General features: G+C 68.1%; 14 protein-coding genes and 1 pseudogene. 9 read left to right on the forward strand and 6 right to left on the reverse strand.

All coding sequences use genetic code 11. The features are described 5' to 3' along the window. Positions 1-174 precede the first annotated feature (174 nt). Both D1643_RS01470 and D1643_RS01475 read right to left on the reverse strand, forming a co-directional pair. Positions 175-591 (reverse strand): 4Fe-4S dicluster domain-containing protein, encoded by a 417-nt coding sequence (locus D1643_RS01470; protein ID WP_160707893.1) that lies wholly within the window; start codon positions 589-591, stop codon positions 175-177. Between the two features lie 3 nt (positions 592-594). Further along, a complete protein-coding gene (locus D1643_RS01475) occupies positions 595-3018 on the reverse strand; it encodes a molybdopterin-dependent oxidoreductase (protein ID WP_160707895.1) in 2424 nt (807 codons plus the stop codon). Positions 3019-3196: 178 nt separating this feature from the next. Between D1643_RS01475 and D1643_RS01480 the strand changes: the two genes are divergently transcribed. The 6 genes from D1643_RS01480 to D1643_RS01505 all read left to right on the forward strand — a co-directional run bounded on the left by D1643_RS01480 (position 3197) and on the right by D1643_RS01505 (position 7985). After that, entirely contained in the window at positions 3197-4132 is a 936-nt protein-coding gene (locus D1643_RS01480; protein ID WP_160707897.1) for a MarR family winged helix-turn-helix transcriptional regulator, read from the forward strand. 122 nt (positions 4133-4254) lie between these two features. Next, positions 4255-4686: a TrkA family potassium uptake protein gene (locus tag D1643_RS01485; protein WP_160707899.1), complete on the forward strand. Its 432-nt coding sequence runs from the start codon at positions 4255-4257 to the stop codon at positions 4684-4686. After that, on the forward strand, positions 4683-5195 hold the full coding sequence (locus tag D1643_RS01490) for an NAD-binding protein (protein WP_160707901.1): 513 nt from the start codon (positions 4683-4685) through the stop codon (positions 5193-5195). The genes D1643_RS01485 and D1643_RS01490 overlap by 4 nt, the downstream gene beginning before the upstream one ends. Positions 5196-5200: 5 nt before the next feature. After that, on the forward strand, positions 5201-6736 hold the full coding sequence (locus D1643_RS01495) for a TrkH family potassium uptake protein (protein WP_236643292.1): 1536 nt from the start codon (positions 5201-5203) through the stop codon (positions 6734-6736). Continuing rightward, positions 6726-7523, forward strand: coding sequence for a DUF4118 domain-containing protein (locus tag D1643_RS01500; protein ID WP_160707905.1), 798 nt, complete (start codon positions 6726-6728; stop codon positions 7521-7523). The genes D1643_RS01495 and D1643_RS01500 overlap by 11 nt, the downstream gene beginning before the upstream one ends. Before the next feature lie 96 nt (positions 7524-7619). Further along, positions 7620-7985, forward strand: a complete 366-nt coding sequence (locus D1643_RS01505; protein WP_160707907.1) for a 3-hydroxyisobutyrate dehydrogenase — start codon at positions 7620-7622, stop codon at positions 7983-7985. A gap of 106 nt (positions 7986-8091) precedes the next feature. Here the strand turns inward: D1643_RS01505 and D1643_RS01510 are convergent, their stop codons facing one another. Next, positions 8092-8370: a hypothetical protein gene (locus D1643_RS01510; RefSeq protein ID WP_160707909.1), complete on the reverse strand. Its 279-nt coding sequence runs from the start codon at positions 8368-8370 to the stop codon at positions 8092-8094. A gap of 404 nt (positions 8371-8774) precedes the next feature. Here D1643_RS01510 and D1643_RS01515 point away from each other — a divergent pair, with 404 nt between their 5' ends. Next, complete coding sequence (locus D1643_RS01515) at positions 8775-9497, forward strand: hypothetical protein (protein WP_160707911.1); 723 nt, start codon at positions 8775-8777, stop codon at positions 9495-9497. Positions 9498-9570: 73 nt separating this feature from the next. After that, positions 9571-9963, forward strand: a complete 393-nt coding sequence (locus tag D1643_RS01520; protein WP_160707913.1) for a hypothetical protein — start codon at positions 9571-9573, stop codon at positions 9961-9963. Positions 9964-10032: 69 nt separating this feature from the next. Here the strand turns inward: D1643_RS01520 and D1643_RS01525 are convergent, their stop codons facing one another. After that, entirely contained in the window at positions 10033-10872 is an 840-nt protein-coding gene (locus tag D1643_RS01525; RefSeq protein ID WP_160707915.1) for an alpha/beta hydrolase, read from the reverse strand. 42 nt (positions 10873-10914) lie between these two features. Further along, a pseudogene (locus tag D1643_RS01530) lies at positions 10915-11328 on the reverse strand (LysR substrate-binding domain-containing protein); the annotation flags it as partial. Between the two features lie 255 nt (positions 11329-11583). Between D1643_RS01530 and D1643_RS12195 the strand changes: the two are divergent. Further along, complete coding sequence (locus D1643_RS12195; RefSeq protein ID WP_201750899.1) at positions 11584-11895, forward strand: DapH/DapD/GlmU-related protein; 312 nt, start codon at positions 11584-11586, stop codon at positions 11893-11895. Positions 11896-11911: 16 nt separating this feature from the next. Here D1643_RS12195 and D1643_RS01540 read toward each other — a convergent pair whose 3' ends face one another. After that, a complete protein-coding gene (locus D1643_RS01540) occupies positions 11912-13357 on the reverse strand; it encodes a helix-turn-helix transcriptional regulator (protein ID WP_236643293.1) in 1446 nt (481 codons plus the stop codon). Between the last annotated feature and the right edge of the window lie 271 nt (positions 13358-13628).

The raw sequence follows: 13628 nt of genomic DNA on the forward strand, positions 1-13628 counted from the left end.
GCGGCGGGGTTGCAGCTACGTCCCAGCATGGCCCTGCCCCGCGCCCCGGCTGATTCGTTGCCAAGGCGTAGGGCCGCCTGGGCCTGCCGGTTAGCGCCGGGAAAGAAGAAGGGGAGCGGCCGGAGGCGAGATGCCCCGGCCGCTCCCCCGATCAGGTGATGGGCGCCGCGTGGCCTAGCGAGCCGTCGCGTACTCCACGCTGGCGCGAGTCTCGGCGCCGGCGGAGTCGAGCGCCCAGACGCGGGCGCCGCGCGCCTCCACCCGGGCGCGGGCCTGGGCGTAGGCGGACTGCTCGTCGGCCTCGTCGCCGAAGGCGAGGGCCTGGGTGGGGCAGTCCATGACGCAGAACGGCGGGAGCCCCTCGGCCACGCGCGGCGCGCAGAAGGTGCAGCTGGGAAGGTAGACCGGCTGCCACCACATGTGCAGGTCGGGGTACACGCCGGCGGGGCGGTCGATGCCCTGGCCCGAGCCGTGGGTCTCCACCTCCACGCGGTACACGTCGTCGTCCAGGTGGTTGCCCACCTTGCAGCCCATCGCGCAGGTCCAGCATCCCACGCAGCGGTCGATGTCGACCAGCATCTTGTAAGCCATGGCTTATGCCTCCTTCACGATGGTCTGTTGCGGGTTGGGCGTGAGCTCGCCCTCGAACTTGCGGATGTCGCACCAGGAGTCCCAGTAGCAGTCCGTCGAGCCCGTGAGCGAGCTCATCGACTCCACATAGGGGTTGGGATGGTGCCCGGCGGCCAGCCAGTCGGCGAACCACTTGTCCTCGAGCGGGCCCTGGGAGTCCTGGCCGGCGCACTGGTGGGTGATCTCGGCGTAGGTGCCCTCCTCGAACTGGCGGCGGCGCCAGCCGAACCACACGTGCACGGTGCCGTCGGGGACGCTCTCGTCGAGCACCAGGCGCGTGATGACGTGGCCGCGGTCGTTGAACACCTCCACAGTGTCGCCGTCAGCGAGCCCCAGGCGCGCGGCCTGGGCCGGGTTCAGGCGCGTGGCGGGCGTGCCACCGGAGAGCTTCACCGTGATGGGGTCGTCGGTGAAGCTGGACTGCATGAAGAAGCGCTGACGGCCCGTGAACAGCTGGTAGGGATAGGTGGCCGACTTGCCGATCTTGTTGGGCTCGAGCACCCGGGTCACCGCCATGTCCAGCTCGGCCAGCTTCTCGGCATAGATGATCTCCATGCGGCCGGTCTCGTTGTCCATGACCTCCTCGGGGTTGAGGTAGGGGGTGTACTTGGGCTCGGGCGGCGCGGCGGCGCGGATCATCTTCTCCTGCTTCAGGCGCTCGTAGGTGAGCGGGGGCTGCACGGCGGCGATGAGCGGGTAGGAGGACTGCAGGCGGATGTCGATGTACTCGGGGATGGACAGGGTGAAGTAGTCGCCCAGGCCCACCCGCTTGGCCAGCTCGCTGAACACCCACACCGGCTCGTGGCCGTCCACCTGCGGCTCGATGGCGGGCTCCTGGAGGATGATGTGGTTGTAGCAGGCGCCGGTGATGAGGTCCTCGCGCTCGAAGGACATGAGGTCGGGCAGCACGTAGTCGGCTATCTCGCCGGTGTCGGTGAGCCAGACGTCGTAGTCCACCACCAGTTCCATGTCGCGGACCACGTCCAGCCAGCGCTGGCGGTCGGGCTGCTGGTGCACCGGGTTGCCGCTGCAGACGATGAGCGCCTTGTAGGGGCTGTCGTCGGCCTCGGCGCGGGCGAACCACTCGGCCATGCGCACGGGCACCGACTTCACCCCTGCCACGCCGTCGGGGCAGCTGATGGGCAGGTCGTTGAACACGAGCGGCCAGCTCTGCAGCTGGAGCGCCTCGAAGACGCCGGAGCCGGGCTTGCCGAGCCGTCCGGTGAGGGCGCCGAGCAGCAGGAACTGGCGGTAGGTCTCGTTGGAGTTGCGGTAGCGCAGGCCGTAGCCGGAGAGGATGAAGGCGCTGTCGGCCTCCGCCCAGTCGCGGGCGAGCCGCTCGGCGTCCTCGGCGCTGATGCCGCACTTCTCGGCGGCCAGCTCGAAGGTGTAGGCCGCGGCGCCGTCCTTGAGCTTTTGGAGCGCGGTGGAGTAGCGGCGGCCGGCGAACTCGTAGGTGCCGAGCAGGGGGATGTCGGCGCCCTCGGGGTAGGCGCCGCGCTTGGCCGCCACCGGGGCCGGGGCGCCCGCGGCGGCATCCCATACGTAGAAGGCCCCGCCGTCCTCGCTGCGGGCCAGCTGGCCGGTCTCGTCGTCCACCAGGTAGGCAGCGATGGTGCGGGCCAGCAGGTAGGCGTCGTCCTGCAGGTCGTTCTCGAGGAGGTAGTTCACCATGGCCATGGCCAGGTAGCCGTCGGAGGCGGGCTTCATGGCCACGAACTCGTCGGCGAACCCGGCGGTGCCGTCGAAGATGAGGCCCAGATCGACGATGCGGGCGCCGGCCTCGCGGGCGCGCACGAGGTTCTGGGCGCAGCGCATCTGGTTCTCGATGGGGTTGCAGCCCCACACGTAGATGAGGTCGGTCCCCACCATGATGCGCGGGTCGATGACGGTACGGGGGAACTCACTGCCGGCGTTGTAGAACTCGGCGTAGAAGGGGCCGTTGTCGAGGCCGATGGAGCCCAGGGGCACCGTGACGCCGAAGGTGTTGGCGAAGCGGAAGGGCATGAGGTTCTCGAAGCTGTACTGCGCGGGGACGCCGGCGCCCAGGTTCCACAGCACCACCGAGTCGGCGCCGTAGCGGTCGCGGATCGAGCAGAGCTTCTCGCCGATCTCGTCGAGGGCCTGGTCCCAGCTGATCTCCTCGAAGGTGCCGCTGCCGCGCTCGCCCACGCGCTTGAGCGGGGCCTTCAGGCGCTTGGGGTCGTAGGGCTGGCGCCCGGCCAGGCACCCCTTCTGGCAGATGTGGCCGTCGGGCTCCTCGGGGGCCGAGTAGACGATGCGCTCCATGCGCTCGATCTTCCCGTCCTTCACGATGGTCTTGAGCGCGCAGTAGTCGTGGTCGCCCCATCCGGGGCAGGCCGTGTAGACGAACGACTCCTCTGACATGTGCAACTCCTCTCGATAGGTAGGCTGCCGCGTCCTCGGGCTCGTCAGGCGCCGAGGGCACCGTCTTTTAGCATAGTCGCGCCCCCTTCCCCGTAAAGCATCCTTCGTTGACAATGTGACTAATTGATAATATTGTGATTGAAATAACTGGGTGAGAGCGGATCGCGAGGGGGAAGCGATGGGAGCCAGGAGGCCAGATGCGCACCGGCGTCGGCTGGAGGATCGGTCGGATCCGGGGCACTTCGCCGCGCTGGAGGGGGAGTCGGACTACCTGACGGTGATGAACCTGCTGTTCCGCTCCATCAGCCAGGTGCTCGCCGACCAGTGCGCGCTCACGACGCTGCAGTACCGCATGCTGCTGCGCCTCCTGGGGGCGAAGGGCCGCGTGCTGCGCACCACCGACCTGGCCGAGAACCTCCGCGTCTGCGCGAGCACCATATCGGCTGCGGTGCCCCGGCTGGTGGAGGAGCGCCTGGTGGCGCGCGTCGAGGATCCGGATGACATGCGCGTGGTGTTGTTGGTGCTCACCCCGGCCGGCGCAGACGAGATAGGCCGGGCCGACGGCCCCGTGGCCGCGTTTCTGCGCAGCTACTGGCGCAACCTCACCCCCGAGCAGCTCAAGGTGGCCCTCGACAGCTCTGCGAACGCGGCGGCGCTCCACCACGCCTCGCGCATCGAGAACGGGAGCTTCCGGCTGGATACCGCCTTCTTCGACGCGGTGATGATCTCGCGTACCCTCACCGCGGCCAAGCTCGCCGGCTTCGGCCTGAAGACCTCGCAGTTCCGCGTGTTGGCCGCCCTGCGCATCCTCGGGCCCGGCGCCACCGCGTCCCAGGTGGCGTCCTACCTGTTCCTGAGAAGCAGTGATGTGACCGCGCCCCTCAAGGCCCTCGAGGAGCGGGGCCTCGTCTCGAAGGAGCGCAACGCCGACAACCGCCGCACCAAGGCCCTGGCCCTCACTGACCAGGGCTATGAGCTGGTGGAGGAGCTGGCCCCCATCGTCTATGACGCGCTTTTGGAGACCTGCCGCAGCGACGAGGCCGCCGTGCAGCTGCACCTGCAGGCCGCCCGCGAGGTGGTGGCCCGCGAGCGCGGAGCCTCCGTCTTCGCCTAGCCGCCCTGGCCGTCCCGCGCGGGGCCGGCGCGCTAGGAAACAGTCGCGTATCCGTTGCCGGGCTCGCGCGCTCGAACCACTAGTCTGTCCTCAGTGCGATTGTGCTGAAGGAGACGCAGGTCATGGCTAGGAAAGCTCGAATCATAGTAGTGGGGTGCAGCCCCTTCGGGGCGGCGGTGGCCCGGTCGCTGTCCGCCGCTGGATGCGACGTCACCGTGGTGGACATGCGCGAGGACGCCTTCGACCGGCTGGGCGACGACTTCGACGGCGAGACCGTCACCGGCGACGGGGGCAGCGCGCTCCTCTTGCGAGAGTGCGGCGCCGAGCGCGCCACGCACCTCGTGGCGGCCACGAACCGCGATACCGTCAACCTGCTCGTGGCCGAGCTGGCCAGCGAGGTGCTCGGGGTGCGCCAGGTGCTGCCCGTCGTGGACGACAGCTCCCTGGCGGAGATCCTCGAGCAGCTGGGCATCGACCCTATCTGCCCCCATCGCCTCTGCGAGGAGGAGTTCTTCCGGATCACTGGCCTGCCGCGGGCGGAGGAGGAGCGATGAGGGCCGTCATCGTCGGCGGGCGCTCCCGTGCCGACTTCCTCATGGGCGCCCTGGCCGACCTGGCCGACGAGATCGTGGCCATCAACAGCGATCGCAGCTTCTGCGAGTACCTGTCGAGCCGTCATGACAACGAGGTGGTCTGGGGCGATGGCACGAGCCGGCCGGTTTTGGAGGACGCCGGCGTCGCGGGGTTCGACGTGGTGGTGGCCCTTACCAGCTGCGACGCCGACAACCTGGCCATCTGCCAGGTGGCCAGGCGGTTCCTGGGAATCCGGCGTCAGCTGTGCATCGTGGCGAATCCGGAGAACGTGCGGGTGTTCCGCCAGCTGGGCGTGACGGCCGCCATCAGCGGCACCGCCACGCTCGCCCAGGGCATCCGCGACGCGCTGGTCGAGGCGGCTGGCGACGGCACGCCCGGCATCTCCGGCGACGGCGGGCCCCGCACCGACCTCGGCGAGGGCCGGGCGCTGCTCGGCTCGTGGCATCTGCTTGGGAGAGACCGGGCGTGACGGCCATGGCGGCTCGCACTCCCGCTGATTATCCCGCGTCCCTGCCCCTCGGCCTTCCCTCGGGCGGAGGGTCGCGCGCCCTCTCGCCGGTGGCTCGCTACGTCGGCACGGCCTTGCTGTTCATCGGCCTGGCCGGCTTCGCGCCTCTGGCCGTCCTGTGGCTTTACCCTGACGAGGCGTCTCTGGCGCCCTGCTTCATCTTCCCGAGCCTCGCTGCCATGGCTCTGGGATACCTCCTGCGCTTCGCCAGCTCCCTGCCGGGGCGCGCCCTTCCGCTCTCCCGGCGTCAGGCAGCGGTCTGCACGCTGCTGATCTGGGCGCTCGCGGTGGTGGCCTACGCCGCGCCCTTCGTGGCGGCTGGTCTGCTCACCCCCGTCCAGGCCCTCTTCGAGGCCACGAGCGGGCTCACCACCACCGGCCTGAGCGTGGTGGACGTGGCGACGTGCCCAGCCATGTTCCTGTTTCACCGCAGCCTCATCTGCTACCTCGGCGGCGTCGGGCTGGTGCTCGTCCTCACCTGCGTGGTCACGCGGACGGGCGGTCTGGGCGTTTACAACGCCGAGGGCCACACCGACCGGCTCCTGCCGAGCTCGGCGAAGACCGCCCGGCTCATCCTGCTCATCTACACCGGCCTCATCGCCGTGGGCGCCGTGGCCTACGTCGTCGCGGGCATGGCGCCCTTCGATGCCGTCAACATCTCCATGTGCGCGGTATCCACGGCTGGGTTCGCCACCCATCCTGAGAGCCTCGCCTTCTGGCAGAGTCCCGCCATCGAGCTTATCACCATCGTCCTCATGCTAGCTGGCGGCATGAACTTCCTTCTGCTGTTTCTGCTGATCAGGGGTAAGGTCAAGGCGTTTCTCACCCATATCGAGACGCCGCTGTACTTCGGCGTCATCGTTGTGTTCTCCCTGGCGGTGGCCGCGCTGTTCGGGGCTCGGGGCATCAGCGACGGGCCGGTCGACGCCCTGCGCGACGGGCTGTTCCAGGTGGTGTCGGTGCTTACCTCCACGGGGTTTCAGACGGTGTCCTCCTTCGCCGCCATGGGGCCGGCGCTGCTGTTTCTGTTCCTGCTCCTGATGTTCAGCGGCGCCGAGGCGCGGTCCACCTCGGGCGGCATCAAGATCTACCGCGTCGCCGTTGCCGCCTTGGGGCTGGGGCAGACGCTTCGCAGCCGCTATGGGAGCAGACGACACATCACCAGCGTCAAGATCAACCGCTTCGGCAAGCGAACGGCGCTCACTGCCGAGGACGTGTCCGAGGCCCAGGCCTTCGTGGCCCTCTACCTGCTGGTGTTCATGGCGGGGACGTTCTCGTTCATCCTCTGCGGCGCCACGTTGCAGGAGGCGGCGTTCGACTTCGCGTCCTGCCTGGGCAACACGGGGGTGGGGACGGGGTTTCTCGGGCCGGAGTCGGGGCCCGTGCCGCTCGTCATCGGAGCGGTGGGCATGCTGCTGGGGCGCTTGGAGATCATCCCCCTGTTCATGGGGGCGGGCGCCCTGCTGTCGTTTCTCCTAGGAGGTGTTCGCCATGGGCGATAGCGCGCAGCTGCGGATGCGGCGGGGCTGGCGGTGCCGGGGTCGGCTTCTGGTCCGTGACGTCAGCATCATCGTGCTGCTCTACGGTGCGGGGATGGCGGCGGTGTGGGGGTTCTCCCTCATGGCCGTCAGCCCCCTGGCGGTGTTTCCCGTGTTTGTCCTGGGGATTCTCATCGCCAGCCTGGAATCCGACTCCGGGGTGTGGGGCGCAGCGCTGGGGCTGGGCTACCTGGTGTCCTACGACTACCTGTTCACCGAGCCGCTCTACCATCTGAAGGTGTTCAACCACACCGATGTCGTGGCGCTCGTCATCTTTCTGGTGGTGGCGCTCATCATGGGCGTGGTCACCCATCGCATGCGGCACCAGGTGTCCGCTGCCGAGCGGACTGCCGTCGCGTTGCGCCGGGTCAATCGGCTCGGGGCCGAGCTGGTGGACAGCGTCACCGCCGAGGAGGCGTGTCAGGCGGCCCAGGAGTTCCTCGCGGCGTCTCTGGGGCGCCCGGTGGAGATAATCCTGGGCGCGCCCGATCCTGAGCGCGGTGAGGCCGCCCTCGACTGCTACGAGCAGCACTGCCCCACGGGCTGCGGCGAGCTGGGCTATCGGGGCGGGACGGAGAAGTTCCTGCCCTTCGGCATGCGGGGGCGCTCCTTGGGCGTGGTGGCCATCGACTGCTCCCGGGCCGACCTGGACCAGGCAGACCTCTCGCTCATCTCCTTCGTGCTGGCGCAGACTCAGCTGGCCGTAGAGCGCAACCGCGGCGTGGCGGGGCCGGAAGAGGCGGGGGCGTAGCGTCCTATTGGTGCCGTGCCGCTGCGGTGCATTGCGGGCGTGCTGGCGTTGCCCTATGATGCTCGCGTAAGTCACGAGCCGTCTGAGGAGGCATCCATGGAGAAGGAGACGATGGACTACGTCGCGGAGCGCGTCGCGATCCTTTCGGAGTCGGGGGCGAGCACGCAGGTGACCAAGGACGCGGCGCTCGCGTGGCAGCAGGCCGTGGCGGAGGGGGGAGAGGCCGTTGCCGACGAGGCGACCGAGCAGCTCCTCGACGTCCTAGAGGGGCGTCCCACCACCATCGACGGCGTCATCGCCTTTGCCGAGGGCCCCGCGAAGGAGGTATTCGGCGAGGAGACGGCCGCCCAGATCCTGGCGGCGCAGCGGCAGCGCAAGGAGCAGGGCGCCAAGTGGTGCGACTGCGACGCCTGCACCGCCGCCACCGAGGTGCTCGCCAAGTTCGGGCGCGTCGAGCTGTAGCCGTAGCCCAGCGCAGCACGAGGGCCCCGCGCCGTGACGGCGCGGGGCCCTCGTGCGTGTGGGGGCGCCCCTGGGACGGCTAGTGCGTGGGGGGCGGGTGATGTCCCTAGCGTTCGCCTGCGGGCGGCAGCGTGTCGGCGCCGTAGAGGCGGATGGGCGCGCCGCCGTCGTCGCGGACGTCGCTCGGGTACTCCCAGCCGCAGTGCTCGTAGAAGCGGTCGTGGTCGGTCACCAGGTAGAGGCGATCCAGCCCGTGGCGCGCCGCCTCGATGCTCTCGCGGTAGGCCTCGGCGGGGATGCCCCATTTCGAGGAGAGCCACGTTGCCGCCCGGCTGGCAGCCTCGGGATGCTCGGCGAGGGAGAAGACGGTCGCAGCGGGGGTCACGGATCCTCCTCGGTCGCGGTTCACTCGGTGATGAGGATGCCACGTTCGCAGCAACGCTCGGAATCGCGCGGAGGGCCGCTCGCGAGAGCGCGCTCCCGGCCAAATTGGCCAAAAAAGACGACCTGACGACGAAGTCTCGGCGACGCGAAGGCCTACGCTCAGTAAAAGCCCAGGTCGCAGAAGCCAGACGGTCAGATGGCGCGCGCAAAGGGCCCCAAAGAGAGCGTTTCGAGCGACGAATCTGTCGTCAGGTCGTCTTTTTTGGCCAACTTGCACGCCGATTCTGCACGCGGCCCTGCGAATGCGCCCCTGCGACCCGCACCGCCTTCCCGAAATGTTGCACAACAGATTTTCTCCGGGGGGGGGGGCAATTAAGTGCGGGAACCTCACAGAAAGGAGACGATATGAGGTTGAACCTGAAACGGATGGGGTCTCTCGCGGTCGTCGCCGCGCTGGCGCTCTGCCTGACAGGCTGCGCAAAGGCCGACGAGCAGACCCAGGCGGTCATCGACCGCATTGATGCCATCGGGGAGGTGACGTTGGGATCTAAGGCGGATATTGAGAGCATTCGAAAGGATTACGATAAGCTACCCGATGATCAGGTGAAGTTTGTGGAGAACCTGGACACGCTTGAGTCGGCTGAAGCTGAGCTGGGCAATCTGAAGGTCGACCAATGTATTGCCCTGGTCGACGAGATTGGCGAAGTGGAGTCTGCGAGCGAGAAAAGCGTTGAGGAGGCCTGGTCGGTTTACGATTCCCTGACTTCCGATGAGCGCAGTCGTGTGACAAACAGCGATAAGCTCAAAGAGGCCAAGAAGTCTGTCGATGCTAAGGCAAAAGCCGAGCGGGAGGCTGCGGCAAAAGCGGAGCGGGAGGCCGCGGCCGAGGCTAAGAAATCAACTAGTTCCTCTAAGTCGAGTTCTTCCAGCTCCTCGAAGAAAAGCTCTTCGACCAAGGAGGAAACGGGCAGGTACTATGACCCGAAAACCGGGGGTACGTTGTATACCTATAGTGATGGAACGGAAGAATACACCGACGGATGGGGAAACGCCGTAAGAGGAAAGAACGGTAAAGCCGACGAGTACACGACTGACGGCGGCGAGACGTGGCATAAGTACAAGGATTAGGAGACGCAATGCCTCAGGTTTTTGTTATAGCACTCGGTATATTTCTGGGTCTCGCGGCCTTCGCGGTCATAGGATGACGCCGCCCAGGAAACTGGAATACCGCTTTGAAGCCATAGCGATTTGCGCGATTGTCTCGATCTACTGCGCAAATCGCTTTCTTTATTCGTTTGACGGGCTGCTCCCGACCGCGTTTACCCGTAATCACTTTAACGATCTCTGCGGGGGCATGCTGTTTCCCGCATACGCCAATGCGCTGTTCGAGGCGCTCAAGGTGCCAATCCGGATCGATGATTATCCCAAGGCTATCGTACTTGGCCTAGCCTGCTCGGTTGCTTGGGAGGTAATAGCGCCGTTGGTCTTGGAGCGCAGCACGGCCGACCCTATAGATGCGTGCATGTATCTCGGCGGCGGTGTTCTCTACGTTTTGGCAAGAAGGCTCGTTTTGGGCTCTGACGCGAGGAGATGAGCGCGAAGATGGCGACCTCGCTTCGAGGCTTGGGGTGAAGTTGCATGCGGGCCCTGATGGAGGGGCGTGCTAGCTCCTCTGGGGAGCGAGGTAGTGGTCGGCGGCGTAGCGGTAGCGTTCCTCGAAGCGGGCGATGGCTAGCTTCGCCTTGGGCGTGAACGGCAGCAGCATGTCGTAGGCGTGGAACCATCGCGGATACACGTCCAGGTGGGCCTCGACGCCCGCGCGGCGGAGGTTCTCGACGTAGTCCAGCGTCTCGCAGTAGAACGGCTCGATGTCGCCGACACAGGTGTAGGCAGGCGGGAGCCCCGCGTAGTCGGTCGCCCGTGCCGGGGCGGCGTAGGCGGGAGCGGGCGCGGGGCGGATGCCGCGCAGGTATAGGCGCCAGGCACGGTGGTTCGACCACGTGTTCCACACCGGCGCGTGGTTGTTGCGGGACGAGGGGGTGTCCTTGTCGTCGAGCATGGGGTACAGGGGCATCTGGAAGGCGATGCTGACCTCGCCGAGGTCGCGGGCGAGCAGGCAGGTGGCCACCGTCAGGCCGCCGCCCGCGCTCTCCCCGCCCACCATGATCTGGGAGTCGTTGAGGCCCAGATCCTCGGCGTGGGCCTTCAGGTAGAGCAGCGCCGCGTAGCAGTCCTCGAGGTCGGCGGGGAAGGGGCTCTCCAGCGCGCAACGGTGCTCGGGCGCCACCACGACGGCGCCGAACTTGTCCACCAGGCTGCGGGCCCGCGCCAGCATGATGGCGCGGTACAGGCCGAACACGTGGCCGCCGCCATGAATCCACAGGATGCCAGGCGTCCGCTCGGGTGGACGGGCGCTCACCGTCGGCCGCATGACCAGCAGGCGGATGTCGCGTCCGGTGGAGGGAATGGCTCGCCATTCCTCGGTATGGAGCCTCTGACCCATCGTCGCCCTGCTCTCAACTCGGCTGCGTTGCTTTCGATCATTCTACACCGGGCTGCGCTGTCGGGCGGGGTCGGTGGGGCCGCGGCCTCGGCTCATGCCTCGGGCGTCGCGTCCTCCCTTAGGGCGTCGACGAGGGCTTGGGCGGCTCGGGGGAGCCTCTGGTGCTTGCCGCCACACGACGAACAGGCTCGTCTCGAGCGTGGGGGAGAGGGGTCGGAAGACGAGGTCTGTCCCGGGGCCGGCGTCCACGATGCCGTCGAGGGCGACGGTCAGGCCGACGCCCTCCTTCGCAAACTGCGAGGCGTTGTAGGCCAGGTCGTAGGTCGCCGCCACGTCCAGGTCGCCCCCCCCGTCTGATCCGAACCAGGACATGAGGTCGCTGCTGCGCGCCGCCCGGTAGGGGAGGATGAGGGGCCTGCCGGCGAGGTCGTCCCGGGTGATGGACGTGATGGAAGCGACGGGGCTCGAGGAGCTTCTAGGGCATCTGAACGCGGGCGAGGCCGTGGAAGGCGGGTCGCGCCTTCACGGGATCATGCACCAGGTCAGCCAGGAGGCCATCCGCATCTGCGCCGCCATGAACACGGGGTACCGCACGCCGGAGGAACTGGCCGCGCTCTTCGCCGAGCTCACGGGTCGGCCGGCACCGGAGGGATTCGGGCTGTTCCCGCCGTCAACGCCGACTGCGGCAAGAACATCCACGGGGGCCGGGACGTGTTCATCAACAGCGGCTGCAAGTTCCAAGACCAGGGCGGCATCTACCTGGGCGATCGTGCGCTCATCGGGCATAACGTGGTGCTGGCGACGCTGAACCACCTGCTCGACCCCGCGCGGCGCGCGAGCCTTGAGCCGGCGCCCATCCGCCTGGAGGAGGACGTGTGGGTCGGATCGGGTGCCATCGTCCTGCCCGGCGTGACCATCGGCCGCGGCGCGGTGGTGGCGGCCGGCGCCGTCGTCACGAGGGACGTGCCCGCCCTGACCGTGGTCGGCGGCACCCCCGCGCGTCCCCTCAAGGAGATCGCCTAGCGATTCTGCCCGCCTGCTACTGGCTGCCCCTCTCCAGCAGGTCGATCAGCTCCTGGCGCGTCGAGGCGCCCGTCTTGGCGTAGATGTGCTTGATGTGCGTCTGGACGGTGCTCTTGGCGATGAACAGCTCGTCGCAGATGAACGGCACGTTACGGCCCTTGGCGATGAGACGCGTTATCTCGGTCTCCCGCTTGGAGAGGCCGCAGGCGTCGGCGAGGGCGTCCACCGGGTCTTTCGCGGCCGGCTCGCATTCGGGGAGCGCCGGCGGTGCGGCCTCGAACACGCTGGCGGCCTCGCCGGGCTCGTTGGCGTAGACCTTCCCCCGGGTGGTGGTCCAGAGCCCGAGGGAGACGAGGAACATCCCGATGGTCGAGACCGTCCCCGTCCCCAGGTCAGTCGCCTCCGCCGCGGCTGTGAGGCAGAGCCCGGCCGCCAGCCCCGCGACCAGCGGCGCGAGTCCCTTGGCCAGGGCGTCGGCGGGGCTCCACTCGAACTTCTGCACGTGATTGCCCACCACGATCCAGAAGTACACGAAGAACAGCCCGTAGCCGGCGCCCAGGAGCGCCGATGCGACCGGGGTCCATGGCTGTCCTCCCAGCGCCAGGGCAAGGAAGCCGGCGGCTATGGAGAGGGGAGCGGGCATGTAGGCGCTGTTCGCGTCCTGAACGAATCCCGTCCGCGCCTTCTGCAGGCTCAGGAGGCCGATGGCCGCCACGGCTCCCGCAAGCCCCGCCATCTCCATGAAGGGGGAGTCCCCTTCGGCGAAGGAGGCTCCCAGGGCCCATGCGGCGCTGTAGAAGAGGACGGCCAGAATGAAGAACGGGGCGAAGGCGGCGCGCCCGCCTGACGTGGCCGCGGTGGGCATCCCAGGCGCTTCGCCGGTGAGGGCGTCGTCGCCCTCCGTCGGCGGGTCGGATCGGCCGCGCGCGCCACAGGTCGCGGCTACGAAGGGCATGACGCTCATGGCCGCGTAGGCAGCCGGCGGCCCGAACAGGACCAAGACGGTCGTCGCCAGGCAAGCCAGACTCGTGGAGGCGGCAGTGTCCACGATGCGCCTCCGCAGGGGCAGCTCCGCGAACCGGCAGCCCGCGGCCGCCAGCGCCCACGTCACGAACAGCAGGCTGGCTCCCTGCGCCAGCGGGGCCAGCCCATCGGGCGCCAGGAACATCCCGACGGCGCTTGCCGACTGCCCCACGGCGGCAACCCATCCCATCCACGATGACGGGCGCCCCCGCGTTCCCGGGCGCTCGGCCAGGAGGCGCAGCGTGAGGGGAAACGATGCCAGGCCCAGGCCCGCGCCTGCCGCCAGCGCGGCCGTGGATGCGATGAGCCTCCCGGAGCTGGCTTCAGGCAGCGTCCCCAGCACCAGGACGGCCAGGAAGTAGGAGCCCGTCAGCGCGGCCGAGGCTATCAGCCCCCAGTCAAACCCGCTTGGAGAATAGGACTCGTCGTCCGGTTCCATGGCCACCCCCGTTCCTTGCCTACGCGGGCGTTTTACCCGCTCAGCCATCATATAAGAAGGCCCCCGCCCCCGCATCCCCCTTTTATGGGGATGCCGGCAGGGCCGCCGCTTCCGGGGAAATCCCCGTTGCGCCGTGATGTGCGGAGGCGCCGATCGGGCCATCCTTGAGGGGAATCGTCAGCCGATTGTTCTGAAGGAGGAAGATCGATGGGAACAAGCGGGCTAATAAGCAGGAGGGGATTTCTCGGGTTAGGCGCCTTGGCGGCTGCCG

The sequence above is a fragment of the Enterorhabdus sp. P55 genome, assembly GCF_009911695.1.
In the GTDB taxonomy this organism is placed as follows: domain Bacteria; phylum Actinomycetota; class Coriobacteriia; order Coriobacteriales; family Eggerthellaceae; genus Enterorhabdus.